Annotated in this window: 26 protein-coding genes; 16 read left to right on the top strand and 10 right to left on the bottom strand. The window is 68.7% G+C overall.

Translation table 11 applies throughout. The features are described 5' to 3' along the window. Positions 1-2: 2 nt before the first annotated feature. The 4 genes from ACN27E_RS08415 to ACN27E_RS08400 form a co-directional block, all read right to left on the bottom strand. The gene (locus ACN27E_RS08415) at positions 3-815 is read right to left on the bottom strand and encodes an ABC transporter ATP-binding protein (protein WP_422748179.1); all 813 of its coding nucleotides are present in this window, start codon (positions 813-815) and stop codon (positions 3-5) included. Between the two features lie 14 nt (positions 816-829). Next, complete coding sequence (locus ACN27E_RS08410; RefSeq protein ID WP_422748177.1) at positions 830-1,858, bottom strand: ABC transporter substrate-binding protein; 1,029 nt, start codon at positions 1,856-1,858, stop codon at positions 830-832. Between the two features lie 34 nt (positions 1,859-1,892). After that, positions 1,893-2,780 (bottom strand): ABC transporter permease, encoded by an 888-nt coding sequence (locus ACN27E_RS08405; RefSeq protein ID WP_422748175.1) that lies wholly within the window; start codon positions 2,778-2,780, stop codon positions 1,893-1,895. Positions 2,781-2,911: 131 nt separating this feature from the next. Beyond that, positions 2,912-3,943: a LacI family DNA-binding transcriptional regulator gene (locus tag ACN27E_RS08400; protein ID WP_422748173.1), complete on the bottom strand. Its 1,032-nt coding sequence runs from the start codon at positions 3,941-3,943 to the stop codon at positions 2,912-2,914. A 184-nt stretch (positions 3,944-4,127) separates the two neighbouring features. On the opposite strand from ACN27E_RS08400, the gene ACN27E_RS08395 reads away from it, so the two are divergent. From ACN27E_RS08395 to ACN27E_RS08385, 3 genes are read left to right on the top strand one after another with little or no spacing between them, the layout of a single operon-like run. Beyond that, entirely contained in the window at positions 4,128-5,288 is a 1,161-nt protein-coding gene (locus ACN27E_RS08395; protein ID WP_422748172.1) for a Gfo/Idh/MocA family protein, read from the top strand. Further along, the gene (locus tag ACN27E_RS08390; RefSeq protein WP_422748170.1) at positions 5,285-6,469 is read left to right on the top strand and encodes a dihydrodipicolinate synthase family protein; all 1,185 of its coding nucleotides are present in this window, start codon (positions 5,285-5,287) and stop codon (positions 6,467-6,469) included. Before ACN27E_RS08395 ends, ACN27E_RS08390 begins: the two co-directional genes overlap by 4 nt. Then, positions 6,466-7,299 (top strand): sugar phosphate isomerase/epimerase family protein, encoded by an 834-nt coding sequence (locus ACN27E_RS08385; protein WP_422748169.1) that lies wholly within the window; start codon positions 6,466-6,468, stop codon positions 7,297-7,299. The genes ACN27E_RS08390 and ACN27E_RS08385 overlap by 4 nt, the downstream gene beginning before the upstream one ends. Here the strand turns inward: ACN27E_RS08385 and ACN27E_RS08380 are convergent. Then, on the bottom strand, positions 7,296-8,066 hold the full coding sequence (locus ACN27E_RS08380; RefSeq protein ID WP_422748168.1) for an enoyl-CoA hydratase: 771 nt from the start codon (positions 8,064-8,066) through the stop codon (positions 7,296-7,298). The two genes, ACN27E_RS08385 and ACN27E_RS08380, sit on opposite strands and share 4 nt — an antisense overlap. A 38-nt stretch (positions 8,067-8,104) precedes the next feature. Here ACN27E_RS08380 and ACN27E_RS08375 point away from each other — a divergent pair, with 38 nt between their 5' ends. Beyond that, complete coding sequence (locus tag ACN27E_RS08375; protein ID WP_422748167.1) at positions 8,105-8,371, top strand: DUF2277 domain-containing protein; 267 nt, start codon at positions 8,105-8,107, stop codon at positions 8,369-8,371. Further along, on the top strand, positions 8,368-8,916 hold the full coding sequence (locus ACN27E_RS08370) for a DUF1802 family protein (RefSeq protein WP_422748166.1): 549 nt from the start codon (positions 8,368-8,370) through the stop codon (positions 8,914-8,916). Before ACN27E_RS08375 ends, ACN27E_RS08370 begins: the two co-directional genes overlap by 4 nt. Here ACN27E_RS08370 and ACN27E_RS08365 read toward each other — a convergent pair. Both ACN27E_RS08365 and ACN27E_RS08360 read right to left on the bottom strand, forming a co-directional pair. Then, positions 8,905-10,533: a CocE/NonD family hydrolase gene (locus ACN27E_RS08365; protein WP_422748164.1), complete on the bottom strand. Its 1,629-nt coding sequence runs from the start codon at positions 10,531-10,533 to the stop codon at positions 8,905-8,907. The two genes, ACN27E_RS08370 and ACN27E_RS08365, sit on opposite strands and share 12 nt — an antisense overlap. Positions 10,534-10,553: 20 nt before the next feature. Beyond that, positions 10,554-11,132: a DUF3558 domain-containing protein gene (locus tag ACN27E_RS08360; protein WP_422748162.1), complete on the bottom strand. Its 579-nt coding sequence runs from the start codon at positions 11,130-11,132 to the stop codon at positions 10,554-10,556. Between the two features lie 151 nt (positions 11,133-11,283). Between ACN27E_RS08360 and ACN27E_RS08355 the strand changes: the two genes are divergently transcribed. From ACN27E_RS08355 to truB, 3 genes are read left to right on the top strand one after another with little or no spacing between them, the layout of a single operon-like run. Continuing rightward, positions 11,284-12,258, top strand: coding sequence for a metallophosphoesterase family protein (locus ACN27E_RS08355; RefSeq protein ID WP_422748160.1), 975 nt, complete (start codon positions 11,284-11,286; stop codon positions 12,256-12,258). After that, a complete protein-coding gene (locus tag ACN27E_RS08350; RefSeq protein ID WP_422748158.1) occupies positions 12,255-12,920 on the top strand; it encodes a 4'-phosphopantetheinyl transferase family protein in 666 nt (221 codons plus the stop codon). Before ACN27E_RS08355 ends, ACN27E_RS08350 begins: the two co-directional genes overlap by 4 nt. Then, on the top strand, positions 12,917-13,810 hold the full coding sequence (truB, locus tag ACN27E_RS08345) for a tRNA pseudouridine(55) synthase TruB (RefSeq protein WP_422748156.1): 894 nt from the start codon (positions 12,917-12,919) through the stop codon (positions 13,808-13,810). Before ACN27E_RS08350 ends, truB begins: the two co-directional genes overlap by 4 nt. Positions 13,811-13,812: 2 nt before the next feature. On the opposite strand, the gene mntR is transcribed toward truB, so the two are convergent. Beyond that, the gene (gene mntR, locus ACN27E_RS08340; RefSeq protein ID WP_422748153.1) at positions 13,813-14,523 is read right to left on the bottom strand and encodes a manganese-binding transcriptional regulator MntR; all 711 of its coding nucleotides are present in this window, start codon (positions 14,521-14,523) and stop codon (positions 13,813-13,815) included. 81 nt (positions 14,524-14,604) lie between these two features. Here mntR and ACN27E_RS08335 point away from each other — a divergent pair, with 81 nt between their 5' ends. The 7 genes from ACN27E_RS08335 (at position 14,605) to ACN27E_RS08305 (ending at position 23,178) form a co-directional block, all read left to right on the top strand. Further along, positions 14,605-15,576 carry a bifunctional riboflavin kinase/FAD synthetase gene (locus tag ACN27E_RS08335; protein ID WP_422748151.1) on the top strand — a complete coding sequence of 324 codons (972 nt, stop codon included), beginning with the start codon at positions 14,605-14,607 and terminating at the stop codon, positions 15,574-15,576. Positions 15,577-15,696: 120 nt separating this feature from the next. Continuing rightward, on the top strand, positions 15,697-15,966 hold the full coding sequence (gene rpsO / locus ACN27E_RS08330) for a 30S ribosomal protein S15 (RefSeq protein ID WP_060999682.1): 270 nt from the start codon (positions 15,697-15,699) through the stop codon (positions 15,964-15,966). 100 nt (positions 15,967-16,066) lie between these two features. After that, a complete protein-coding gene (locus ACN27E_RS08325) occupies positions 16,067-17,974 on the top strand; it encodes a potassium transporter Kup (RefSeq protein ID WP_422748149.1) in 1,908 nt (635 codons plus the stop codon). Between the two features lie 300 nt (positions 17,975-18,274). Next, positions 18,275-20,551, top strand: a complete 2,277-nt coding sequence (locus ACN27E_RS08320; RefSeq protein WP_422748147.1) for a polyribonucleotide nucleotidyltransferase — start codon at positions 18,275-18,277, stop codon at positions 20,549-20,551. Continuing rightward, on the top strand, positions 20,529-21,899 hold the full coding sequence (locus tag ACN27E_RS08315) for a M16 family metallopeptidase (protein WP_422748145.1): 1,371 nt from the start codon (positions 20,529-20,531) through the stop codon (positions 21,897-21,899). The genes ACN27E_RS08320 and ACN27E_RS08315 overlap by 23 nt, the downstream gene beginning before the upstream one ends. Continuing rightward, positions 21,899-22,801: a class A beta-lactamase gene (bla, locus tag ACN27E_RS08310; protein ID WP_422748143.1), complete on the top strand. Its 903-nt coding sequence runs from the start codon at positions 21,899-21,901 to the stop codon at positions 22,799-22,801. Before ACN27E_RS08315 ends, bla begins: the two co-directional genes overlap by 1 nt. Next, positions 22,798-23,178 carry a YchJ family protein gene (locus ACN27E_RS08305; protein WP_422748142.1) on the top strand — a complete coding sequence of 127 codons (381 nt, stop codon included), beginning with the start codon at positions 22,798-22,800 and terminating at the stop codon, positions 23,176-23,178. The genes bla and ACN27E_RS08305 overlap by 4 nt, the downstream gene beginning before the upstream one ends. Positions 23,179-23,182: 4 nt before the next feature. On the opposite strand, the gene ald is transcribed toward ACN27E_RS08305, so the two are convergent. Then, positions 23,183-24,310, bottom strand: a complete 1,128-nt coding sequence (gene ald / locus ACN27E_RS08300) for an alanine dehydrogenase (RefSeq protein WP_422748140.1) — start codon at positions 24,308-24,310, stop codon at positions 23,183-23,185. A 92-nt stretch (positions 24,311-24,402) separates the two neighbouring features. On the opposite strand from ald, the gene ACN27E_RS08295 reads away from it, so the two are divergent. Then, positions 24,403-24,918 (top strand): Lrp/AsnC family transcriptional regulator, encoded by a 516-nt coding sequence (locus ACN27E_RS08295; RefSeq protein ID WP_422748138.1) that lies wholly within the window; start codon positions 24,403-24,405, stop codon positions 24,916-24,918. Between the two features lie 3 nt (positions 24,919-24,921). Here the strand turns inward: ACN27E_RS08295 and ACN27E_RS08290 are convergent, their stop codons facing one another. Beyond that, entirely contained in the window at positions 24,922-25,857 is a 936-nt protein-coding gene (locus tag ACN27E_RS08290; protein ID WP_422748136.1) for an SDR family NAD(P)-dependent oxidoreductase, read from the bottom strand. Between the last annotated feature and the right edge of the window lie 36 nt (positions 25,858-25,893).

Genomic DNA, 25,893 nt, shown 5'->3' with positions numbered 1-25,893 from the left:
GGTCAGTCGGCCGCGCTGGAGCTGCCGAGCAGATCGCGCACCCGATTGGCCACCCGGATGAACTCCGGGCGTTCCATCGTCTCGGCATAGTCGCGTTCGGTGGGCAGGTTCACCTCGAGCGTCTCGACGATGCGGCCCGGCCGGGGGCTCATCACCACCACGCGGTTGGCCAGATAGACCGCTTCGGCCACCGAGTGCGTCACCAACACCACGGTGGTGCCGGTCTCGCGCCAGATGCGGTGCAACTCGATGTTCATCTTCTCGCGGGTCAGCGCGTCGAGGGCACCGAACGGTTCGTCCATCAGCAGCACCTCGGGCTCGTGCAGAAGTGCCCGGCACAGCGAGACCCGTTGCTGCATACCGCCGGAGAGTTCGTGGGGCAGGGCGTCCTCGAATCCGGAGAGACCCGTCATCTCGATGAGGTGCGCACAGCGGCGGGCGGCGTCCTGACGGGGCATTCCCCGCATCTCGGCCTGCAGCAGGATGTTCCGCCGTACCGAACGCCACTCCAGCAGAGCGGCGCGTTGGAACACGTAGCCGATTTCCCGCTGCGGTCCGCGAACAGGCTTGCCGCGCAGACGAACCTGTCCGGACGTCGAATCGGTCAGACCGGCGACCACCTTGAGTAGCGTGGACTTGCCGCAGCCCGACGGTCCGGCGATCGAGACGAACTCGCCCTCGGCGACCTGCAGGTCGATGTCGTCCAGAGCGGTGACGGTGGCCCGCTTGGAGGAGAACGTGACGGTCAGATTCTCGATGGTGATGGCGTCTGAGGTCACCGTGGTCCTCGGGGCGGCGATCGTCGGGCTCGACATGTTCACGCCCCTTCCTACTGCTCGGCCTTGGGGGCGAACGACGAATCCCAGTATTCGGCAGGATCCTTCGCGGTTTCCAGCAGCCCGGCATCGGTGAGTGTGGTGATGGTCGTGGTCCAGTCCTGCATCGAATTCGATCCGGGCGCCTGATCCGCGGTCGCCGGTGTGTGCAGCAGCGGGATGGTCTGCTGCCACTGCTGCAACAGGACTTCGCGCGGCGGCATCTGCGGATCCTTGCCCGCCATCGCGTCCACGGCGGCCTCCGGGTTCTGCGCAGCGGCCGCGTAGGCCTCGCTGGTCGCGTCGACCATCGACTGCACCAGCTCGGGGTTGTCGGCGATGGTCGACTCGTTGGCGATCAGTCCGTTGCTGTAGAAGTTCAAACCGGCGTCCGAATACCTCAGGTAGCGCACCTCTTTGCCGCTCTTGTCCGCGATCGTCGGGCCCTGGTCGTGGGCGAAGCCGATCAGGCCGTCGACGCGGCCGGACAGCATGGCGGCCATCTTCCCCGCGGCGTCGAGGCTCTGCTGGGTCACCTGGTCCGACGGGACGCCCACCTTGTCGAGATAGATCGGGAACGTGGTGGTCGGTGCGTCGCCGGCGGACACCGCAATGGTGCGCCCGGCGAGGTCCTGCGGGGTGTTGATGCCGGAATCGGCGAACACCTGCACCGCCGACGGCGTGGTCTGCAGGAACACCCCGGTGCTCTTGACGGCCACACCTTTGTCGATGTTGCTCAACACGGCCGGGGTATCGGCCCAGCCGAAGTCGGCCTGACTCGATCCGACGGCCTGAACCGTCTTGGTCGAGCCCTGCCCGGCATCGATCTGCAGGTCGATGCCGTGCTTGGCGAAGATGCCCTCCTGTACGCCGTAGTAGAACGGCGCATGCTCCCCGTAGGGATACCAGTTCAGCATCAGCGTGGTGGATTCTCCTGCGCCGTCGGCGTTCTGGGAGCTCTCGCCGCCACCGCAGGCGGCGAGGCCGAACGCGGCGACGGTGGTCACGGCCGCGACGGCGGCGCGGCGGCGGAAGGACGTCATGTCGGTTCTCCTCATCGAGATGGTTCAGTGGGGTTCAGGCGGAGGTACTGGCGGAGTTGGTGGTGCGGCGCGACGAGTGCCACGGGATCAGTAGCTTCTCGGCGATCTCGATGATCGCGAAGAGCACGATGCCGAGCGCGGACATGATGATCAGCGCCGCGAACAGCATTGCGGTGTCGACGTTTCCGTTGGCCTGCAGGATGACGTAGCCCAGACCCTCGTTGGACCCGACGAATTCACCGACGACCGCACCGGTCACGGCGAGTGTCGCGGCGACTTTCAGACCCGACATCAACTGCGGCAGCGATGCCGGGAAGCGCACCTTCATGAAGGTCTTGAATCGGCTCGCGCCCATGGTGGAGGTCAGTTCGATGATCTCGGGGTCCACCGACCGCAACCCGGCCAGGCCGGAGATGACGATGGGGAAGAACGCCATCAGCACCGCGACGAGGATCTTCGGCGACGGCCCGAAGCCCAGCCACACGATGAACAGGGGGGCGATGGCGATTTTCGGGATCACCTGGGCGAACAGGATCAACGGGTACACCGTCTTCTCCAGACTCGCCGAGTAGACCATCATCACCGCCACGAATTCACCGACCAGCGCGGCAATGAGGAAGCCGATCACGGTCTCCCAAGTGGTCACCCACGTGTTCTGGGCCAGGTATGCCGCGTTGTCCTGCGCGGTGGCCCAGGTGTCGGCCGGTGACGGCAGGATGTAGGGGGCGACGAGTTCGGCCTCGGTGACCGCCCACCAGGCGGCCACCAGGGCGACGACGAGCACGAGGGGCCGCCACAGGCTCGCGGCGGTGCGCCGTGGGGAGAAGGTCGGGCGCCGGGTGCGCCGGGGGGATGTCGCGGTCGCCGGAGGGGAATCGCCACGCCCCGAGGCGCGCACGCCGGCCGATGCCGTAACCGCCATGGAGAAGTCCTAAGTTCGCAGTGGTTCGGACCTGGGTCCGACTGGGAATGCGCTTTCCGAAGCAACTTCGACCCTAACGTGATGCAGCCCACAGTGTCAACGTCCGCCGGGCCGCCGGGGGTTCGCCGGACTCAGGGCAGTCGGGTGCTGTCCCGCAGCACCACCCGTCCCGCCACACGTTCGCGCAGGTCAACTCCACCTTCGGACGGACACAGGGCCAGCTCGACGGCCCGGGCGCCGATGTGTTCGAGCGGCAGTGCGACGGTGGTGAGGCTCGGCGTGTGATCCCGCAGGGTCGGGATGTCGTCGAATCCGGCGACGCAGACGTCGCCGGGGACGGTCAGGCCCAGCCCGCGCCAGGCCGCGATGGCGCCGATCGCCATCACATCGGTCACCGCGAAGACGCACACCGGCGGGGCATCGGCGCCGGCTCGGATCTGCAGCGCTGCCGCCAGCCGGCGGGCCGCGGAGTGGCCGCCGTCCCGGGTGAAGTCGCCCGACACCTCCACCAGGGGCGTCAGGCCGCGCCGGCCCAGGGCTTCGACGAACCCATTGCGCCGGTCCACCGCGGTCCGCACGCTGGCCGGTCCGCCGATCACGGCGAAGTCCGTGTGACCCGCGTCGACCAGCGCATCGGCCAATTCCCCTGAGGCAAAATGGTTCTCGGGCTCCACCGCGCTCCCGAAGGCCAGGGGCTGGCCGATCGCCACGACCCGGCCGCCGTTGTCGCGGTAGCGGCCGAACTCGGCTTCGAGATCACGATCGAGGTCTCCGCTCTGACGGGAGCCCGCCAGCACGATGGCGTCCGCCCGGTGGGCGATGAAGGTGCTCACCGCCTCGCGCTCGATGTCGAAGTCCCGGTCGGTGCTGGCGAGCAGCACCTGTTTGCGGGCGGTGCGCGCGGCCGCCTGCACACCGCGCGCGATCGAGGAGAAGTAGGGGTCGGCGATGTCGTGAACGATCAGGCCGAGCAGGCCGGTCGAGGCGCGGGCCAGTGCCTGGGCTTGGGCGTTCGGCACATATCCGAGTTCTCGCGCCGCGGCCCGGACCCGGTCGGCCACCCCCTCGCCCGGTACCCGAACCGATCCGTTGAGCACACGGGATGCGGTGGCCTGAGAGACGCCCGCCAGGGCCGCCACGTCCTGCAGCCTCACCGCCGCCATGAAGTGCCCGCCTTTCGGTGACGCGCCCGTCTTGACCGGACGCTGCGCAGAGCTTACCGTGGAAAGCGCATTCCGAAGTGCTGGACGCCGCGCTCCGCCCGATGTCGGTGGGGCGACGGTGGATCCGACGACAGCACCCGCCGGCGCCGCCCGTTCGGCCCGGCGCTCAGACGAAGGAATCCCGATGGCAACACCCTCAGCCCGCCGCACCCTGCGCATCGCCATGAACGGCGTGACCGGACGCATGGGCTACCGCCAGCATCTCGTCCGATCGATCCTGCCCCTGCGCGAAAGCGGCCTGACACTGCAGGACGGCACCCGGTTGGACGTCGAGCCGATCCTGGTCGGCCGCAACGCCGACAAGCTCGCCGAGCTGGCCGCCGAGCACGGCGTCGAGCAGTGGACCACCGACACCGCGTCGGTGATCGCCGACCCGACCGTGGACGTGTATTTCGACGCCCAGGTCACCTCCCGGCGGGTGGAGGCGTTGACCTCGGCGATCAAGGCCGGCAAGCATGTGTACACCGAGAAGCCGACGGCCGAGACCCTCGCCGAGGCCGTCGAACTCGCGCGGATGGCGGAGAACGCCGGGGTGGTCGCCGGCGTGGTGCACGACAAGCTGTACCTGCCCGGTCTGGTCAAGCTGCGCCGACTGGTCGACGAGGGCTTCTTCGGTCGCATCCTCTCGATGCGTGGCGAGTTCGGCTACTGGGTGTTCGAGGGCGAGGGCCAGCCCGCGCAGCGGCCCAGCTGGAACTACCGCGCCGAGGACGGCGGCGGTATCACCGTCGACATGTTCTGCCACTGGAACTACGTGATGGAGGCGCTGCTGGGGACGGTGCAGGCGGTCACCGCCCGCGCGGTCACCCACATCCCGACCCGCTGGGACGAGGCGCACCGGTCCTACGACGCGACCGCCGACGACGCCGCCTACGGCATCTTCGAGATCGAAGGCGGGATCATCGCCCAGATCAACTCGTCGTGGGCGGTGCGCGTGTATCGCGACGAGCTCGTCGAATTCCAGATCGACGGCACGCACGGCTCGGCGGTGGCCGGTCTGCGCCGTTGCGTGGCCCAGCAGCGCGCCCACACCCCGAAGCCGGTGTGGAACCCCGACCTGCCGGTCACCGAGCGCTTCCGCGAGCAGTGGCTGGAGGTGCCGGCCAACGCCGACCTCGACAACGGTTTCAAATTGCAGTGGGAGGAGTACCTGCGCGACGTCGTGGCCGGCCGGCCGCATCGGTACGGACTGCTCTCGGCCGCCCGCGGTGTGCAGTTGGCCGAACTGGGCCTGCGCAGCTCGGCCGAGGGCCGTCGTCTGCAGGTCCCGGAGATCGCGCTGTGAGCGCCGCGTCGCTGACCGGCACGACGGTGACCCTGCCCCTGCACGGCGAGTACCGACTCGGCGAACCGGGGCCGTGGCAGCGCCCGCAGCGGTCCATCGCTTCCCGGATCGCCTATGCCGCAGCCCATGTCGTGCCCAGGGCGACGAGCGACACCAGCCCCGGTGCGCCGGCCGATCTGGACTGGGATGCCACCCTGGCTTACCGGCACGAGATCTGGTCCTACGGGCTCGGGGTGGCCGACGCGATGGACACCGCGCAGCGGGGAATGGGTCTGGACTGGCCGGCCACCAAGGAGCTGATCCGCCGCAGTGGGCGCGACGCGGCGGCCGCCGGGGGTCTGCTGGCCTGCGGTGCCGGCACCGACCAACTCGATCCCGCCGACGTGCCCCCAGGCGCCCGGGGTCTGTCGGTGATCACCGACGCCTACCGCGAACAGATCGCGGTGGTCCGGGAGGCGGGCGCGAACGTCGTGCTGATGGCCTCGCGCGCCCTGGCGGCGGTGGCGGTCTCGCCTGCCGACTATCTCGCGGTGTACGGTCCGCTGCTCGCCGAGGCGGATCGTCCGGTGATCCTGCACTGGTTGGGGGAGATGTTCGATCCGGCGTTGCGCGGCTACTGGGGCGAACGCGACATCGATCGGGCCACAGCGGTTTTCCGTGAACTCATCGAGGCCAATGTCGACCAGGTCGACGGCGTCAAGGTGTCGCTGCTCGACGCCGCCCACGAAGTGGCCCTGCGCCGGGCGCTACCGCCCGGGGTGCGTCTGTACACCGGCGACGACTTCAACTACCCCGAGCTGATCGCCGGGGACGGCACCGAACACTCCGATGCGTTGCTCGGCATCTTCGCCGCCATCTACCCCGCGGCCTCGACCGCGCTGCAGGAACTCGATGCCGGCCGGCCGGCGCGGGCGCACGCCATCCTCGAGTCGACCCGTACGCTCGGCCGGCACATCTTCGCCGCGCCGACCTACTACTACAAGACCGGCATCGCCTTCCTGGCCTGGCTGAACGGACGCCAACCCGGCTTCACGATGGTCGGGGGGTTGACCGGTGGACGGTCGCTGACCCATTTGTCTGAGGTGTTCGTCCTGGCCGACCGGGCCGGACTGCTGGCCGATCCGGAGCTCGCCGCACACAGAATGCGAATCCTGCTGTCACTGAACGGATTCGACGCATGAGTGACCCGATGACGCGGCTGTCACTGAACACCATGACCACCAAGGCGTGGACCCTGCGCGAGGCGGTCGAGGCCGCCGCGGGCGCCGGGCTGCAGGCGATCGGGCTGTGGCGGGACCGGGTCGCCGAGGCGGGCGTCGACACCGCGGCCAAGGTGGTCCGCGACCTCGGCCTGCGGGTCTCGAGTCTCTGCCGTGGTGGCTTCCTCACCGGCCAGGGAGACGGGGCCGACGCGCTGGACGACAACCGACGGGCCATCGACGAGGCCGCGACGCTGGGCACCCGTGAGCTGGTCCTGGTCGCCGGCGGCATTTCGGACCGCGACCTGGTCGGCGCGCGGGCCAGACTGGCCGAGCGGTTGGCTGTTCTGGTGCCCTATGCCGCGCAACGGGACATCCGGTTGGCGCTGGAACCACTGCACCCGATGTTCTGCGCCGACCGCGCGGTGATCTCGACACTCGCTCAGGCACTCGAGCTCTGCGCGCCACACCCCGCGGAGACCGTCGGCGTGGTCGTCGACACGTTCCACGTGTGGTGGGACCCCCACCTCGCCGACGGCATCGCCGCCGCCGGGGCACAGGGCCGGATCAGCGCGTTCCAAGTGTGCGACTGGCTGGTTCCGATGACCCCCGACCCGCTGGTGTCGCGCGGGATGATGGGCGATGGGGTCATCGATTTCGCCGCGATCGCGCGGATGGTCACCGCCGCGGGCTATCGGGGTGACGTCGAAGTGGAGATCTTCAACGAATCGGTGTGGGCCACCGACGGGGACCAGGTGCTGCGAACGATGACGCAGCGCTACCGGGAGCTGGTCGCACCCGGTCTGGGCTAACGGTTCTGCGCGCGGCCCCGCTCGATCACCGACGACCGGCTGGCGGCGATGTCGTCGCCGGTGGTCGATGCCATCCACTGGCGTGCCGAGTCGGCCTCGATCCACAGTCCGGCGTTGGTCTGCGACTCGTCGATGCGGTGGTAGGACGCCAGCAGCGACCGCACCGCGCGCTGGTTGTTGCCCACGATGGCGGCGGCGACGGCCCGCGCGGCCGGCAGCAGGTCCTCGTGGGGCACCACTTCGGTGACCAGCCCGGCGCGCAGAGCGTCGGCCGCCGACAGATAGTCACCGGTCAGGCTCATCCGGCGGGCCAGACCGACTCCGACCTTCTGCGGCAACCGCACCGACAGCCCCCAGGTGGGCAGCAGTCCCACACGGGCGTGGGTGTCGGCGAAGCGGGCCCGCTCCGAGGCGATCAGGATGTCGCAGTACAGCGCGAACTCCAGACCGCCGGTCACGGCAGCACCGTTGATCGCCCCGATCACCGGCTTGGTCATCGGCGGCCACTTCGGGGAGATGTCGGGCAGCTGGGTCTGGTCGCCGAGCTCCTTGAGGTCCAGCCCCGCGCAGAAGACCGGATCGGCGCCGGTCAGGATCACCACGTCGACGGCGTCGTCGGCTTCGGCCTCGCGCAGCGCCGCGAAGAACGCGCCCCGTAGCTCGGCCGACAGTGCGTTGCGGGCCTGCGGCCGATTCAGTGTGAGGGTGCGGACCCGCTCGGTGGTATCGATCAGCAGGACATCGGCTGCGGTGTCAGCGGTGCTCATGGTGCTAGACGGTAGCCTCCGCGCCTATCGTGGCTGACATGTGCCGAAACATCACCGAGTTGCGGGGACTGGAACCCGCCGCGACCGACGAGGAGATCGAGGCCGCCGCCCGCCAGTACATCCGCAAGGTCAGCGGGATCACCCGCCCCACGGCCGCGAACGCCGCGGCGTTCGAGGCCGCCGTCGCCGAGGTGACCGCGACGACCACCCGGCTGCTGTCGGGTCTGCCGCCGCGACGTCAGCCGCCCAGAACCGTCCCACCGCTGCGCCGGCCGGAGGTGCGGGCGCGGCTGAATCTCGCGTGAGCACCCCGGCGCTCAAGGAGTGGAGCGCCGCGGTGCACGCCCTGCTCGACGGCAGGCAGACGGTGCTGCTGCGCAAGGGCGGCATCGGTGAGAAGCGCTTCTCCCTGACCGCCGAACGGTTCCTGCTGTTTCCGACCGTCGCGCACAGCCACGCCGAGCGGGTGCGCCCCGAACACCGCGATCTGCTCGCCCCCGCCGCGCCCGACAGCACCGCCGAGCAGATCATCGTCCGTGCGGGCGCCAGAGTCGTTGCCGCCGTGGAGGTTCGCCACCCCGAGGCGATCGGCGAACTCGAGTCGCTGCACATCTGGACCACGCAGTCGGTCCAGGCCGACCGGCTCGACTTCCGGCCCAAGCGCCGGTTGGCCGTGCTGGTCGTCCAGGTCAGCCCGCTGCTGGAACCGGTGACGGTCGCACGCACCGCCCAGCACGGCGGCTGCACCAGCTGGGTCGACCTGTCGGTGACGGCCCGGTGGGGTGAACCCGTGCACGGCGACGCCGGCCTGGAGACCGTCGCCGAGCAGGTGCACCGGTCAGTCGGCTGACGGCGGGCGGTTCGCCGCCGGGAGGACGATCCGCGACACCCCGCCCTGACCGTGCCGGACAGTGTGGACCGACGTGGCCATACCTCGGCCGGTGACCGGCGGCTCGCCGGTGCCCAGATTGCGGGCGAAGCGCGGATGGGATCCACCGGCCACCAGCACGCGCAGCCGCGAGCCGGCGGGGAAGCGGTGGGCTACGGCGTCGAGGTCGAGGCGCACCGTGCCATTCTCCCCGTTCAGCCGCCGGAAACCTTCGGTCACGTTGTGCGAGTGCCCGTTTCGATCGACCTGGCTGAGCCGGACGAACAGGTCGCGATGCGGGTTGTCGGCGTCGGTGACCAGCTCGACATACGGCGTACCGACGACGAACAGATCGGCGGCCAGCTGGTCGCCGGTGAAGGTCAGCACATCGGCGCGCTGCGCCATGCGGTCGTCGCGGCGGTATCCGCCCTTGGCCGAGAGCAGCCGCCCGCCGATCGTCGGGGTGGGGTCGGCGGGGTTGTAGGTGAACGCCGACGGCGGTGCGGTCGGCGCCGGCGGATCGGTGGCCAGCCGTCCACCGGGCTGCAGGAACAGTTCCCGCTCACCCGACGGCGGCGGCCAGTCGGCGAGTTCGCGCCACCCCACGCCGTCGATCTCGATGCGAACCGGTCGGGTGCGGCTCTCCGGCGCCCTGCCGAGATGGGTGTCCAGCCAGTCCAGCGTCTCCCGCAGCACGGTCGGCGCGCCCTTCGTCATGACCTGACTGTGCGTCCACGATCCGACGGTCAGCCCGACCGGGACGCCGCGCTCGCGCAGATGCCGGTACTGCGCCAGGGTCTGGTCGAGGAAGAGGTCCTGCCAGCCGCCGAACAGCAATACCGGGACGTTCACCCGGTCGAGCGCCTCACCCACCCGCAGCCGGTCCCAGAACATCGCGTCGTCGGGGTCCTGCAACCACGACTCGTACCAGGGTGCCGCCGCTCCCAGCAGCCGCCGGCCGGCCTCGCCGAGCGGCAGGCCGGCGGTCGCGCGGGCGACTCTGCGCCCGGCGCGCACCTGGCGGACCAGCGCGGCCAGCCGCCCCGGATCCTCCTGATGGGCCATCATGTCGCTCCAGCCGAGGAAGTCGTTGAGCGAGAACGATCCGGTGCCCCACGACGAGGTGTGGAAATCGTGTGGGCCCACTGCGATCACCGCCGCGCGCAGCTCCGGTGGCGGGTCGGTGAGCAGCGCCCACTGGGTGAACCCCAGGTAGCTCAGGCCGACGGTGGCGAAGGTGCCGGTGAACCACGGCTGTTCGCGCAACCACGCGACGGTGTCGGCGCCGTCCTGGCGCTCATGCACCATCGGCGTGAAGTCGCCGCCCGAGCCGAAGGTGCCCCGCACACTCTGCACCACCACGTGATAGCCGCGGCCGGCGTACACGGCGGCGAACAGCAGCGAGAACGGAAACCCGCGGCCGTAGGGGCAGCGCACCAGCAGGGTGCCGGCGGGGTGTGGGGTGTCCGGGACGTAGTGGTCGGCCAGCAGGTTCACCCCGTCGCGCATCGGGACCCGCACTCGGCGGTCGACGGTGTACCCGCTGGTCCGCGGGGGAACTCGCAGCAGCCGGCTGACGGCCCTACCGGTAACGCTCACCTGGCCACGGTAACCAGGGCTCAGTAGATGTAGTGCGGAGCCAGCTCCTGGGCCTTCTGCAGGTTGGTCTGCATGCAGTCCACGTTGGGCACCGAGTAGATCGGCGAGTAGAACAGGACCTGCTGGATCACGCCGTAATCGGTCTTGAACGCCAGCGCACACGTGATCCACCAGCGGTTGTTCCAGTCGGTGGGCTTCATGATCCAGAACTGGGCGGCCCGATGACCGGCGATGTCGAGCTGCACCGCGTCCGGCGGCAGGGTCTGATCGAAGGTGCGCCAGACGAACGCCTCAACGGTCATCTGGTAGTTCCCCGCGTCGTACTTGCAGCGCAGGCTGTCCTCCGGGACCGGCGGCGTGTAGGCCAGGCCGGCGCGCTGGACGACGTCGAGCGGGATGTCTCGGCACGGGTCGAACGGGGACGGATCGGTGGTCTCGATCACCGGGTACTTGATCGACGACGACGCCGGCATGGGCAGAAAGGTCGAGCGCAGATCCACCGGGCGCGCACCGCCGGAAACCGGGTTGGCCTGCACCACCACGATCACTGCCGCGAACAGCGCACACAATGCAGAGAGCACTCTCAGCCTGGCGGCCATCACACCCCCTTGTGTCCGGGCGCTCACCGCCCTGCGAGTCCGACCCTGCCGGGGAGTGTAGCGGGCCGCCGACACCAGCTGAACCGGAAACCAGAACACGTTCTAGTTGCCCGAGGAAAGGCCGCCGGGCCGTTCAGTAGCCTGGTGCGTTGTGGTGACTCCAGCGCAGAGCCGGAATCGGCGGCCGATCCTGTGGGCGATCAGCGATCTGCACACCGGTCACACCGGTAACAAGCCGGTCACCGAGTCGCTGTACCCCGCCTCTGACGACGACTGGCTCATCGTCGCCGGCGATGTCGGCGAGCGCACCGACGAGATCCGCTGGGCACTGGACCTGCTGCGTAAGCGGTTCGCGAAGGTCATCTGGGTGCCGGGCAATCACGAGCTGTGGACCACGAAGAAGGATCCGCTGCAAATCTTCGGCCGCTCGCGCTACGACTATCTGGTCACCATGTGCGACGAGATGGGCATCGTCACCCCCGAGCATCCGTTCGCGGTGTGGACCGGCGAAGGCGGCCCGGCGACGATCACGCCGATGTTCCTGCTGTACGACTACAGCTTCCTGCCCGAGGGCACCACCACCAAGGCCGACGGGCTGGCGGTGGCCCGCGAACGCAACGTCGTCGGCACCGACGAATTCCTGCTCTCCGCCGAGCCCTACGCCACCCGGGATGCCTGGTGCCGCGATCGCGTCGACTACACCCGCAAGCGGCTCGACGACCTGGACTGGATGACGCCCACCGTGCAGGTCAACCACTTCCCGATGGTGCGGGAACCCTGCGACGCGATGTTCTACCCCGAGTTCGCGCTGTGGTGCGGCACGACCGCGACCGCCGACTGGCACACCCGCTACAACGCCGTGTGCTCGGTGTACGGCCATCTGCACATCCCACGCACCACCTGGTACGACGGCGTGCGCTTCGAGGAGGTGTCGGTCGGCTATCCGCGAGAGTGGCGCCGCCGCAAGCCCTATCGCTGGCTGCGCCAGATCCTGCCGGACCCGCAGTACACCCCCGGCTACCTCAACGAGTTCGGCGGGCACTTCGAGATCACCGAGGAGATGCGGGAGAACGCGCAGCGGATGCAGACCAGAATCCGGGAACGCATCGAGCGGCGGCAGCCGTGAACCTGCTCGGCACTGTCCTGCCCGACGTCGTGGCCACCGCCGAACGCTATGACGACCCGCCGGAGGCCGCGCCGCTGCCCGAGGAGGAGCCGCTGATCGCCCGCTCGGTGGCCAAGCGGCGCAACGAATTCGTGACGGTGCGCTACTGCGCCCGGCAGGCGCTCGGTGAGCTCGGTCTGCCACCCGCCCCGATCCTCAAGGGTGACAAGGGCGAGCCGTGCTGGCCCGACGGGGTGGTCGGCAGCCTCACGCACTGTGCGGGCTTCCGGGGAGCGGCCGTCGCCCGCCGCAGCGACACCCGCTCGATCGGCATCGACGCCGAACCACACGACGTGCTGCCCTCCGGCGTACTCGACGCGATCAGCCTGCCGGTGGAACGCCACGAGCTCGCGCGGCTCCCGGCCGGACTGCATTGGGATCGAATCCTGTTCTGCGCCAAAGAGGCCACCTACAAGGCGTGGTTCCCGCTGACACACCGCTGGCTGGGTTTCGAGGACGCCCACATCACCTTCGACGTCGATCCCGGCGCCGACGGGGCGCGTGGCGGCTTCGTCTCCGAAGTGCTGATCGATCCCGCCGCCGAACACGGCCCGCCGCTGCGAACGCTGTCCGGCCGCTGGTCGGTGCGCGACGGTCTGACCCTCACGGCGATCGTGTTGTGAACGCCGCGAGCCCCCCGGCGGGCCTGGTGATCGTCGACAAACCGGCCGGAATGACCAGCCATGACGTGGTGGGACGGTGCCGGCGCATCTTCGGAACCCGCAAGGTGGGCCACGCCGGAACCCTGGACCCGATGGCCACCGGCGTGCTCGTCGTCGGCATCGAGCGCGCCACCAAACTGCTCGGCCTGCTCACCGCGACGGACAAGTCCTACGACGCGACCATCCGGCTGGGGCAGACCACCACCACCGAGGACGCCGAGGGGGAGATCGTGGCCAGCTGCTCGGCGGCCGGGGTGAGCGACGAGGCCATCGCCGACGCCGTCGCCGCGCTGCGCGGGCCGATCGAGCAGGTGCCCTCGGCGGTCAGCGCGGTCAAGGTCGGCGGCCAGCGCGCCTACAAGCTGGTCCGCGAGGGTCAGCAGGTCGAGCTGGCCGCTCGTCGGGTGCGTATCGAGCGGTTCGACGTACGCGCAATCCGCCGGAACGGTGAGCTGGTCGACGTCGATGTGGCGGTGGACTGTTCCAGCGGCACCTACATCCGCGCGCTGGCGCGGGACGTCGGTGTCGCGCTCGGCGTCGGCGGCCACCTGACCGCGTTGCGGCGCACCCGGGTCGGCCGGTTCGGCCTGGATGAGGCCGACGAACTCGACGCGCTGGCCGATCAGCCGAAGGTGAGCTATTCGCTCGATCAGGCCTGCCTGCTGTCCTTTCCGCGGCGCGAGCTGAGCGCGCAGGAGGCGGAGTCGGCCGGCCACGGCCGGGCGCTGGAACCGGCGGGTATCGCCGGCGTTTACGCGGCGACGGCTCCGGACGGTTCGGTGATCGCGCTGCTCGAGGACGGGCCGAAGCGCACGAACTCGGTCGTCGTCGTCCGGCCCGCGACGCTGTAGCGTCAGCTCGCGACGACCCAGATCGCCTGTGCCGCAGGCGAACCCAAATCGACGGTGGCATCGGTGTCGGCGCCGGACGGATTCCCCGGTCGTTCGATGGCGACGGTGATCAGGCCGGCGAAGTCGCGCCGCGCGACCACCCGCAACCGCGAATCCAGGCTGATGCCGACGCTGTCGAAGTACCGCAGCATCTCGGGGTCGGCGTCGGAGATCCGCGCGACCGTGCCGGCGTCCCCGTCCTCGCACGCCGACAGCTGCCGCGCGGGCGGCGTCGGCACCCGGCCGTCGGCGGCCGGAATCGGGTCGCCGTGCGGATCTCGGGTCGGATGGCCCAGTTTGGCGTCGATGCGGTCCAGCATCCGGTCGGATACGGCGTGCTCGAGCACCTCGGCCTCGTCGTGCACTTCGTCCCAGCTGTAGCCGAGTTCGTTGACCAGGAAGGTCTCCATCAGCCGGTGGCGGCGCACCATCTGCAGCGCGGCCTGCCGGCCGGCGTCGGTCAGTGTCACCGCGCCGTACTTCTCGTGGTTCACCAGACCCTGGTCGGCCAGTTTGCGAATGGATTCCGACGCGGTCGACGCCGAGACACCGATCCGCTCGGCCAGCAGCTTCGTGCTGACCTTCTCGTGCGACCACTCCTGCGCGGTCCAGATGACCTTCAGGTAATCCTGCGCGACCGTCGTCAGGTCCCGCGCGGTGTCATCCGGACTCACAGTCCTGGAGTTTAGGCAATCGTCACCTGATCCGGAGAGCCAGCGCAGCCATCGAGCGCGTCGCGCCGTAGGCTTGGCGTCGTGCAGCGCTGGCGGGGTCAGGACGAGATTCCCACCGACTGGGGCCGATGTGTCCTCACCATCGGCGTGTTCGACGGCGTCCATCGGGGTCACGCCGAACTGATCAACCATGCGGTCAAGTCGGGCCGTTCCCGCGGCGTGCCGACGGTGCTCATGACGTTCGACCCGCATCCCATGGAGGTCGTCTTCCCGGGCAGCCATCCCGCCCAACTCACCACGCTGACGCGACGGGCCGAGCTGGTCGAAGAGATGGGCATCGACGTCTTCCTGGTCATGCCGTTCACCGCCGACTTCATGAAGCTCACCCCGGAGCGGTACATCCACGAACTGCTGGTCGAGCGGCTGCACGTCGTGGAGGTCGTGGTGGGGGAGAACTTCACGTTCGGCAAGAAGGCCGCAGGCAACGTCGATCTGCTGCGCCGGGCCGGGGAGCGGCTCGGCTTCGCCGTGGAAGCGATGTCGCTGGTCGCCGACGAACACCAGTCCGAAGCGGTGACGTTCTCGTCGACCTACATCCGGTCCTGCGTCGACGCCGGAGACATGGTCGCCGCCACCGAGGCCCTCGGCCGCCCCCACCGCGTCGAGGGCGTCGTGGTCCGCGGCGACGGGCGGGGCCGGGGGCTGGGTTTCCCGACCGCCAACGTCGCGCCCCCGATGCACTCGGCGATCCCCGCCGACGGGGTGTATGCCGCGTGGTTCACCGTGCTGGGCCACGGTCCGGTGATGGGGACGGTGACCCCCGGCGAGCGCTATCAGGCCGCAGTGTCGGTGGGCACGAACCCGACGTTCTCCGGACGCACCCGCACCGTCGAGGCATTCGTCCTGGACACCGCCGCCGACCTCTACGGCCAGCATGTCGCGGTCGACTTCGTGGCCCGCATCCGCGGTCAGGAGAGGTTCGGCTCGGTCGACGAGCTGATCGAGGCGATGGGCCGCGACACCGATCGCGCCAGGGCGATCCTGCGCGGCTGAGCGATTCTGCCTGCTCGGTACCGCACTGTTAGACTCTCCGACGTCTCGACGTGTGCTGCAGTTCGCGGCGGCCGCGTCGGTTTTTCTTGTCATTCGCGGACCGATCGATGGAGTTGTTTCATGGCGCTTACCGCCGAGCAGAAAAAAGAGATCCTGGGCCAGTACGGCCTGCACGACACCGATACCGGGTCGCCCGAGGCGCAGGTCGCCCTGTTGACCAAGCGAATCTCGGACCTCACCGAGCACCTCAAGCAGCACAAGCACGACCACCACTCGCGGCGGGGTCTGCTGCTGCTGGTCGGCCGTCGCCGCCGGCTGCTCAAGTACGTCGCCCAGGTCGACGTGGCGCGCTACCGGTCGCTCATCGAGCGTCTGGGTCTGCGTCGCTGACCTGAGCGTTCGCACCACGCAAAGGGCCGGCTGCCGTCAGGGCAGCCGGCCCTTTCGGTGCTAGCATGCCTGCGGTCGACCGCATCAGCGAGGGGGCAGCGTGCGCGCGCAGTCGGACGTGGCGTCGCCCCGGGCGGCACTGGTGCTCGGCGCACTCGGCGTGGTGTTCGGCGACATCGGCACCAGTCCCATCTACACCGTGCAGACGGTGTTCGATCCGACCGACCCGCACCCGATCCCGCTGACCATCCCACACGTGTACGGCGTGGTCTCGCTGATCTTCTGGTCGATCATGGTGATCGTCACGCTGACCTACGTGACCCTGGTGATGCGCGCCGACAACGAGGGCGAGGGCGGCATCATGGCGCTGATCACCCTGTTGCGGCGGCTGGTCGGGACGCCGGGCCGACGCTCGACCGCCCTCCTGGCCGGCCTCGGTCTCTTCGGCGCGGCGCTGTTCTTCGGGGACAGCATGATCACCCCGGCCATGTCGATCCTGTCGGCGGTCGAGGGGCTCAAGGTGGTCGACCCCGACCTGTCGGACTGGGTCGTCCCGATCACCGCCGTGATCATCTGCATCCTGTTCGCGGTGCAGCGCCACGGCACCGCCCTGGTCGGCAGACTGTTCGGGCCGGTGATGCTGGTGTGGTTCGTGGTCGTCGGGATCTGCGGTGTCGGCGGGATCCTGCAGCACCCCCAGATCCTCAAAGCGCTGTCGCCGTACTACGCGTATCTGTTCATCACCGAGCACTTCGAATACGCGTTCTTCGCGCTCGCCGCCGTGGTGCTCGCGGTCACCGGGGCCGAGGCGCTGTACGCCGACATGGGCCACTTCAGCCGCACGGCCATCACCCGGGCCTGGCTCTTCGTCGTGCTTCCGGCGCTCGCGCTGAGCTATCTCGGCCAAGGTGGGCTGCTCATCGGCGACGAGGCCGCGATCAGCAATCCGTTCTTCCTGCTGCTGCCCGAATGGGGCCAGCTGCCGATGGTGATCCTGGCGACCGCCGCGACCGTGATCGCCAGCCAAGCCGTCATCACCGGGGCGTATTCCGTCGCCTCGCAGGCCGCCCAGCTGGGATATCTGCCACGGCTGCGCATCGCGCACACCTCGGAGAAGGCGATCGGCCAGATCTACGTCCCGTGGATCAACGGCGTGCTGTTCATCGCGGTACTCACGCTGGTGTTCGCGTTCCGCAGCTCCTCCGCACTGGCCTACGCCTACGGAATGGCCGTGACGGGCACGATCACCATCACCACGCTGCTGTTCTTCTACGTCGCCCACGTGCGCTGGCGGACACCGCTGTGGCTGGTCCTCGCCGGGGCGGTGCCGCTGCTGACCATCGACCTGCTGTTCTTCTCGGCGAACCTGACCAAGCTGATCCACGGCGCCTGGCTGCCGATGCTGATCGCATTGGCCGCCTTCACCGCGATGCTCACCTGGCGCCGGGGCAGCGAACTGGTCACCAGCCTCCGCCGCGAGCGGGAGGGGCCGCTGCCGGACTTCCTGACCATGTTGCGTGACCGCCGCCCGCCGCTGACACGGGTTCCCGGCACCGCCGTGTTCCTCAACCGCACCACCGAGACCGCACCGCTGGCGCTGCGGGCGAACGTCAGGCACAACCAGGTGCTCCACGACGAGGTGGTCATCGTCGTGGTGACCACCGAGCCGGTGCCGCGCGTCGCGGACGCCGACCGCGTCACCGTCGAGGACATCCTCTACACCGATGACGGGATCTACACGGTGACAGCGCGTTTCGGATACATGGAAACGCCTGACGTGCCCGCGGCCCTGCGGCTCGTGGACCCGGAACTAATGCCGCCCGTCGATATCGAGCAGGCGTCGTACTTCCTGAACAAACTGGAGCTGACCATTGGCCCCAGCACCGCCATGGCGCCGTGGCGCAAGCGTCTGTTCATCGCGACGTCGTTCATCTCCGCCGACACGGCCGGCTTCTTCTCCCTGCCGCTGGACCGTACGGTGATCGTCGGGGCTCGCCTCCCGGTGTGAGCCGCGCCGAGTGCGGGCAGGTCGCCATGTAGCATGGATACGTTCTGTATCGATCCCTTCGGGTCAGAACACCGGGTGCGGTACTCGCGCTCCGCGAGAGCCGTTCCCGCGCGTCATGTCAGAGCCCGCCTGATCGGGCGGTCTTCGGTAGTGGCTGCCGAGAGTGGACGACATCACTCCGACAGCTTCGATCGACGGCCGTAGCCGCATCGGAGCCGGTGCTCTTCGATCGCATACGCGGTCCCCTGTCGTGACGTCGCGAAACAGTTGAGTGAATGCAGAGAGGCTGTACGGACGTCAATGTCTGCAGTTGAAATTGAGGACGGCGTGTTCGAATCGACCGCCGTCATCGACAACGGGAGCTTCGGCACCCGCACCATCCGTTTCGAGACCGGGCGTCTGGCCAAGCAGGCCGCCGGTTCGGTCGTCGCCTATCTCGACGACGAGACCATGCTGCTGAGTGCCACCACCGCCAGCAAGCAGCCCAAGGACCATTTCGACTTCTTCCCCCTGACGATCGACGTCGAGGAGCGGATGTACGCCGCGGGCCGCATCCCCGGTTCGTTCTTCCGCCGTGAGGGCCGGCCCTCCACCGACGCGATCCTGACCTGCCGTCTGATCGACCGGCCGCTGCGCCCGACCTTCATCTCGGGTCTGCGCAACGAGGTCCAGGTCGTCATCACCGTGCTGAGCCTGGATCCCAAGGACCTCTACGACGTGCTGGCGATCAACGCCGCGTCGGCGTCCACCCAGATCTCGGGCCTGCCGTTCAGCGGCCCGGTCGGCGGCGTGCGCGTCGCCCTAATAGACGGGCAGTGGGTCGCCTTCCCGACCGTCGAGCAGCTCGAGCGGGCCGTGTTCGACATGGTCGTCGCGGGTCGTAAGACCGACGATGACGTGGCCATCATGATGGTCGAGGCCGAGGCCACCGACAACGTCATCGAGCTGATCGGCGGCGGCGCGGGTGCGCCCACCGAGACCGTCGTGGCCGAGGGTCTGGAGGCCGCCAAGCCCTTCATCGCCGCCCTGTGTACCGCCCAGCAGGAGCTCTTCGAAGCGGCCGGCAAGGAGACCGCGGACTACCCGGTCTTCCCGGACTACCAGGAAGACGTGTACTACGCGGTCTCCTCGGTGGCCACCGACGCGCTGTCCGAGGCGCTGACGATCGCCGGCAAGGAAGAGCGCAACGCCCGCACCGACGAGGTGAAGGTCGAGGTGCTGTCGCGTCTCGCCGAGCAGTTCGCCGGCCGCGAGAAGGAGGTCGGTGCCGCGTTCCGGTCACTGACCAAGAAGCTGGTGCGCCAGCGCATCCTGACCGACCACTTCCGCATCGACGGCCGTGGCATCACCGACATCCGCGCGCTGAGCGCCGAGGTCGCCGTGATCCCGCGGGCGCACGGCAGCGCGCTGTTCGAACGCGGCGAGACCCAGATCATGGGTGTCACCACGCTGGACATGATCAAGATGGCCCAGCAGATCGACTCGCTGGGGCCCGAGACCTCCAAGCGCTACATGCACCACTACAACTTCCCGCCGTATTCGACCGGTGAGACCGGCCGCGTGGGTTCCCCGAAGCGCCGCGAGATCGGTCACGGGGCGCTGGCCGAGCGGGCGCTGATGCCGGTGCTGCCTAGCGTCGAGGAGTTCCCGTACGCGATCCGTCAGGTGTCCGAGGCGTTGGGTTCCAACGGCTCGACCTCGATGGGTTCGGTGTGTGCGTCGACCTTGTCGCTGCTCAACGCCGGTGTGCCGCTGAAGGCCCCGGTCGCGGGTATCGCGATGGGTCTGGTGTCCGATGACGTCGAGGTTGACGGTAAGACCGAGCGCCGCTTCGTCACGCTCACCGACATCCTCGGCGCCGAGGACGCGTTCGGCGACATGGACTTCAAGTGTGCGGGCACCAAGGACTTCGTCACCGCCCTGCAGCTGGACACCAAGCTGGACGGGATTCCCTCCCAGGTGCTCGCGGGTGCGCTGGCGCAGGCCAAGGACGCGCGCATCACGATCCTCGAGGTGATGGCCGAGGCCATCGACGAGCCCGACGAGATGAGCCCGTACGCCCCGCGGATCACCACGATCAAGGTGCCAGTCGACAAGATCGGCGAGGTCATCGGACCCAAGGGCAAGATGATCAACTCGATCACCGAAGAGACCGGCGCGTCGATCTCGATCGAGGACGACGGCACCGTGTTCGTCGGCGCCTCCAACGGCGAAGCCGCGCAGGCCGCGATCGACAAGATCAACGCCATCGCCAACCCGCAGCTGCCCAAGATCGGCGAGCGGTTCCTCGGAACCGTGGTCAAGACCACCGACTTTGGTGCGTTCGTCTCGCTGCTGCCGGGCCGCGACGGCCTGGTCCACATCTCGAAACTAGGCCGCGGCAAGCGGATCGCCAAGGTCGAGGACGTGGTGAAGGTGGGCGACAAGCTGCGCGTCGAGATCGCCGACATCGACAACCGCGGCAAGATCTCGCTCGTGCTCGTGGCTGAAGAAGGGGCCGACGCAGCCGGGTCCGCCGACGCGGCCGGTGACAGCGGTGCGCCCGCGACTGCCGATGCCGCGACCGCCAGCAGCTAGCCGGCGGTCGTTGCGACGCGGCTCGGACAGCGTGGACGCGGTCACCCAGACGTCGACGAACGCCCGATCGACGTCCACGGTGCACCGCACCACGCTGCCCGGCGGTGTGCGCGTCGTGACCGAGCGCATCCCGTGGGTGCGCTCGGCGTCGGTCGGCGTCTGGGTGAACGTCGGATCGCGCGACGAAGGCCCGACTGTGGCCGGCGCCGCGCACTTCCTCGAACACCTGCTGTTCAAGTCGACGCCGACGCGCACCGCCGTGGACATCGCTCAGGCGGTGGACGCGGTGGGCGGCGAGCTGAACGCATTCACCGCGCGTGAGCACACCTGTTACTACGCCCATGTGCTCGACACCGACCTGGAACTCGCCGTCGACCTGGTCGCCGATGTGGTGCTGCGCGGACGGTGTGCGGCCGACGACGTCGAGGTGGAACGCGATGTCGTGCTCGAGGAGATCGCCATGCGCGACGATGATCCCGAGGACACCCTGGGCGATGTGTTCCTGTCGGCGATGTTCGGCGCGCACCCGGTGGGGCGCCCGGTGATCGGCAGCGTCGAGTCGATCTCGGATATGACGCGCAACCAGCTGCATTCGTTCCACGTTCGGCGCTACACGCCGGAGCGGATGGTGGTCGCGGTGGCCGGCAACGTCGACCACGACCGGGTGGTCGCCCTCGTGCAAGAGTACTTCGGCCCCAAGCTTGTCCGCGGTCGCAGCGCGGTGCCGCCGCGTAAGGGCAGTGGGCGGGTGCCGGGCCGGCCGTCGTTGCAGATCGTGAACCGTGACGGCGAGCAGACCCATCTGTCGATGGGGGTGCGTACCCCGGGACGGCACTGGGAACACCGGTGGGCGCTTGCGGTTCTCAACACGGCGCTAGGCGGCGGGCTCAGTTCCCGTCTGTTCCAGGAGGTTCGGGAGACGCGGGGCCTGGCCTACTCGGTCTATTCGACGGTGGACACCTTCTCCGACAGCGGAGCGCTGTCGATCTACGCCGGGTGTCTGCCGGAACGTTTCGACGAGGTGGTCCGCGTGACCACCGATGTGCTCGACGTCGTCGCGCGCGACGGGATCACCGAATCCGAGTGCCGGATCGCCAAGGGGTCGCTGCGCGGTGGACTCGTTCTCGGACTGGAGGATTCGGCGTCACGGATGAACCGGATCGGCCGCAGCGAACTGAACCACGGTAGGCACCGCACCATCGACGAGACCCTCGAGCAGATCGGCGCCGTGACCCTCGAGGAGGTGAACGCGGTGGCCAGGCAGCTACTGACCCGGCCGTTCGGCGCGGCCGTGCTGGGCCCGCACCGCTCCAAGAGATCGTTGCCGAAACGACTACAGTCCATCTGATGGCATTCACGCGACGACAGGCGATTTCCGGAGCGGCGGTACTGGCGGGTGCGGCGCTGGCGGCGTGCTCGCAGCGCACGGTCCTGGCCGACCCCGCCGAGCCCGTGCCGCCGATCGGTGAGCGCCTCGACGAACTGGAACGCCGTCACGATGCGGTGATCGGGGTGTACGCGGTCGACCTCGGGTCGGGCCGCACCGTCGAACACCGGACGCAGGAGTCGTTCGCGATGTGCTCGACGTTCAAGGGCTATCTCGCCGGGCTCGTCCTGCGGATGGTCGGACACGGCGAACGCTCGCTCGAACAGCGGCTCTACATCGATCCGGCCGCCATCGTGGCGAACTCGCCGCGCACCGGACCACGTGCCGGAGCGGATATGGCCATCGGCGACCTGTGTCAGGCGATCCTCCAGGTCAGCGACAACACCGCGGCCAACATCCTGCTCCACGACGCCGGCGGTCCCGCCGCCGTGACGAATTTCGCGCGCAGCATCGGGGATCCAAGGTCGCGGCTCGACCGGTTCGAGACCGAACTGAATTCCGCGGTGCCCGGCGATCCGCGCGACACCAGCACCCCGCAGGCGCTCGGCAACGGATACCGCACCCTGCTGACCGGTGATGCGCTTGCCGGAGCGCAGCGTCAGACCCTCGAAGACTGGATGCGGGCGAACGAGACGTCGAGCATGCGCCCGGGTCTGCCGCCGGGCTGGACCACCGCCGACAAGACCGGCAGCGGTGACTACGGCACCACCAACGACGTCGGGATCGCCTACGGTCCGCAGGGGCAGCGGGTGCTGCTGGCGGTGCTGACCCACTCGGCGCGAGACGACGCCGATGCGCAGGGCAATCGGCCCCTGATCGGTGAGGTTGCCTCGGCGGTGCTGCCGGCTCTCCTGACGCCGTGAGCGCGGATCCGTTGTGCCCCTGCGGGTCCGGCACGTCGTTTGGGTCCTGCTGCGGGCCGTTGATCCGCGGTGAGCGGCAGGCCGATACACCTGAGGAATTGATGCGCTCACGGTACAGCGCCTATGCCGCAGGCGATCTGGAGTACGTGTGGCGGACGTGGCATCCGCGGACCCGGCCGGACCAGCTGTCACCGGATGACGTTGTGTGGACCGGCCTGCAGGTCGTCGAGGCGTCCGGGGACGAGGTGGAGTTCGTGGCGCAGTATCGCGACGGCCGACGCTCAGGCCAGCTTGCCACGGGGGGAACGCTGCATGAGCGGTCCCGGTTCGCCGTTCGAGCCCGTCGCTGGTTCTACGTCGACGGAGAGGTGTTCTAGGGCGTCACGCGAGCAGCGTCACCGGGTCGGTGAACGGCAGGCTCAGATCGGCCGCGACCTGCTCGCTGAGCAGGTCGCCGGCGTGGGTGGACAGGCCCTTGGCCAGCGCCGGGTCGGCCTGGCAGGCGGCCTGCCAGCCCTTGTCGGCGAGCTTGAGGACGTAGGGCATCGTGGCATTGGTCAGGGCGAAGGTCGACGTGCGAGGCACGGCGCCGGGCATATTGGCCACGCAGTAGAAGACCGTGTCGTGGACGGCGAAGGTCGGGTCGTCGTGGGTGGTTGGGCGGGAGTCTTCGAAGCAACCACCCTGGTCGATGGCGATGTCTACGAGTACGGAGCCCGACTTCATCTGTGCAACAGTCGAATTGGTCACCAGCTTGGGCGCCTTGGCGCCGGGGATGAGCACGGCGCCGATGACCAGGTCGGCCTGCTTGACGGCCTCCTCGAGCTCCAGCGACGACGAGTAGCGGGTTTCGATGGCCCCGCCGTATTCGGCATCGATCTTGCGCAGGATGTTGATGTTGAGGTCGAAGACGGTGACGTGCGCACCCATACCCCAGGCCACTGCGGCAGCGTTGTCGCCGGCCATGCCGCCGCCGATCACCACGACCTTGGCCGGGGCGACACCGGGGACGCCGCCCATGAGCACGCCGCGGCCACCCTGCGTCCGCATCAGGTGGTAGGCGCCGACCTGCGCGGAGAGCCGGCCGGCCACCTCGCTCATCGGGGCGAGCAGCGGGAGTGCGACCGACCCGTCTGATCCGGTGGTCTGCACCGTCTCGTAGGCGATCGAGGTGGTACCCGAGGCGAGCAGCGCATCGGTGCAGGGCCGGGACGCCGCCAGATGCAGATAGGTGAAGAGCGTCTGGCCCTCGCGCATACGGGCGTATTCGGGTTCGATCGGCTCCTTGACCTTGAGGAGCAGATCGGCCTCGGCCCACACCTCGTCGGCGCTGTTGATCATCTGCGCGCCGGCGGCCTTGAAATCGGCGTCGGTGATGGCGGATCCGTCACCGGCACCGGACTGCACTAGGACGTCGTGACCCCGGCGCACCAGCTCGGCGACGCCGGCCGGCGTGATCGCAACACGGTATTCGTTGTTCTTGATCTCGGTCGGGATACCGACACGCATGATCGCTCCTCGAGTCGAAGTGGTCGCGTCAAGTCTGAAGAAACTTCGACAAATAGGCAACAGGTTCAGTGATAATTCGATACGGTCCCACCATGGTCGAAGATTCACCAGAAGACGAGGTGAAGGAAGCGCGTGCGCCGAAGGATGTTCGGCCCACCGACATCGACGCCGTGGACCGACGGATACTGACCGCGCTGCACGACGACGCTCGAATATCCAACAGTGCCCTGGCCGACCTGGTGGGCATCGCCCCGTCGACGTGTCACGGACGGGTGCGTCGGCTGCAGGAGCTCGGGGTGATCCGCGGCTTCTACACCGATATCGACCCGGCGGCGATCGGTCTGACGCTGCAGGCGATGATCTCGGTGACGCTGCAATCGCATGCGCGCGGCAAGATTCGCAGTTTCATCCAGCAGATCCGCCGTAAGCCGCAAGTCATGGGCGTCTACTTCCTCGCCGGGGCAGACGATTTCATCCTGCACGTGGCGGCACGGGACACCGAGGATCTGCGCGCGTTCGTCGTCGAGAACCTCAATGCCGATGCCGATGTCGCGGGCACGCAGACGTCGCTGATCTTCGAGCACCTGCGCGGTGCGTCGCCGCTGTAGGCCTCAGGAGCGCTTGGCCGAGCGCACGTCCACCCGCAGGCCGGTCTCGTTCTCCGCGACCTGCCACAGCGTCTTGACCGCACCTTCGCTACCCGGCCGGACCAAGGGTTTGCGGACCGGGGGACCGTTGGTCACAAAAAGAGGTCCGTAGAACCCGCCGCCCGGAGCGCTCGGATCGACCGCCGCCCGGATCTGGCTGAGGGCGCCCTGATCGGTCGACATACCGGCGACTTTGGTCCACTTCTCGAAGACGGCGCCGAGGGGACCCGCGCCGCCGTGGGACTGGGATGTGGTCTGCAGGTCGGAATTCGTCAGACCTGGTTGCGCGGACAGCGCCTTCGCGTCGATCCCTTCCCGGTCGAATTGCTCCTGCAGACCGACGGCGAGGTGGCGCATGGCCAGCTTTGTCTGGCCGTACATCCGCCACGGGTCGAAGTTGGAGCGCATATGTGGATCGGCGGGATTGATCGCGCGTCCGGCGTGCTGAGCGGTGCTGGACAGGGTCACCACGCGGGCCCCGGGCGTGGCCACGATGATGGGTAGCAGACGCGATAACAGCGCCCAATGGCCCAGCACGTTGGTGCCCATCTGGGTGTCGAAGCCGTCCTCGGTGGTGCCCTGCGGGACGGCCATCACGCCGGCGTTGCACATCAGGATGTCGATGCGCGGATGCTTCGCGGCGATCTGTTCGGCGGCCGCCGCCACCGAACTGAGCGAGCTCAGATCGAGCTCGACGATCTCCAGCGATGCGTCGGGATGCGCGCTCAGGATCTCCGCCTGCGCCTCGGCCGCCTTGGCCTGATTGCGGGCCGCCATCACCACGTGCGCGCCACGGCCGGCGAGGGCCTTGGCCGATGCCAGTCCCAGGCCACCATTGGCTCCGGTGATGACGGCGACCTTTCCGTGCAGATCGGGGATGTCCTTTGTTGACCAGCTCATGGTGCCCACGGTAGCCGGGCCGAAACCAACGTCCAG

Origin of the sequence: Mycobacterium sp. WMMD1722 (assembly GCF_049315205.1) — a bacterium.
Taxonomy (GTDB): Bacteria; Actinomycetota; Actinomycetes; order Mycobacteriales; family Mycobacteriaceae; genus Mycobacterium.
The sequence above is the reverse complement of the archived record's forward strand: the minus strand, read 5'-3'. Positions and strand labels throughout refer to the sequence as shown.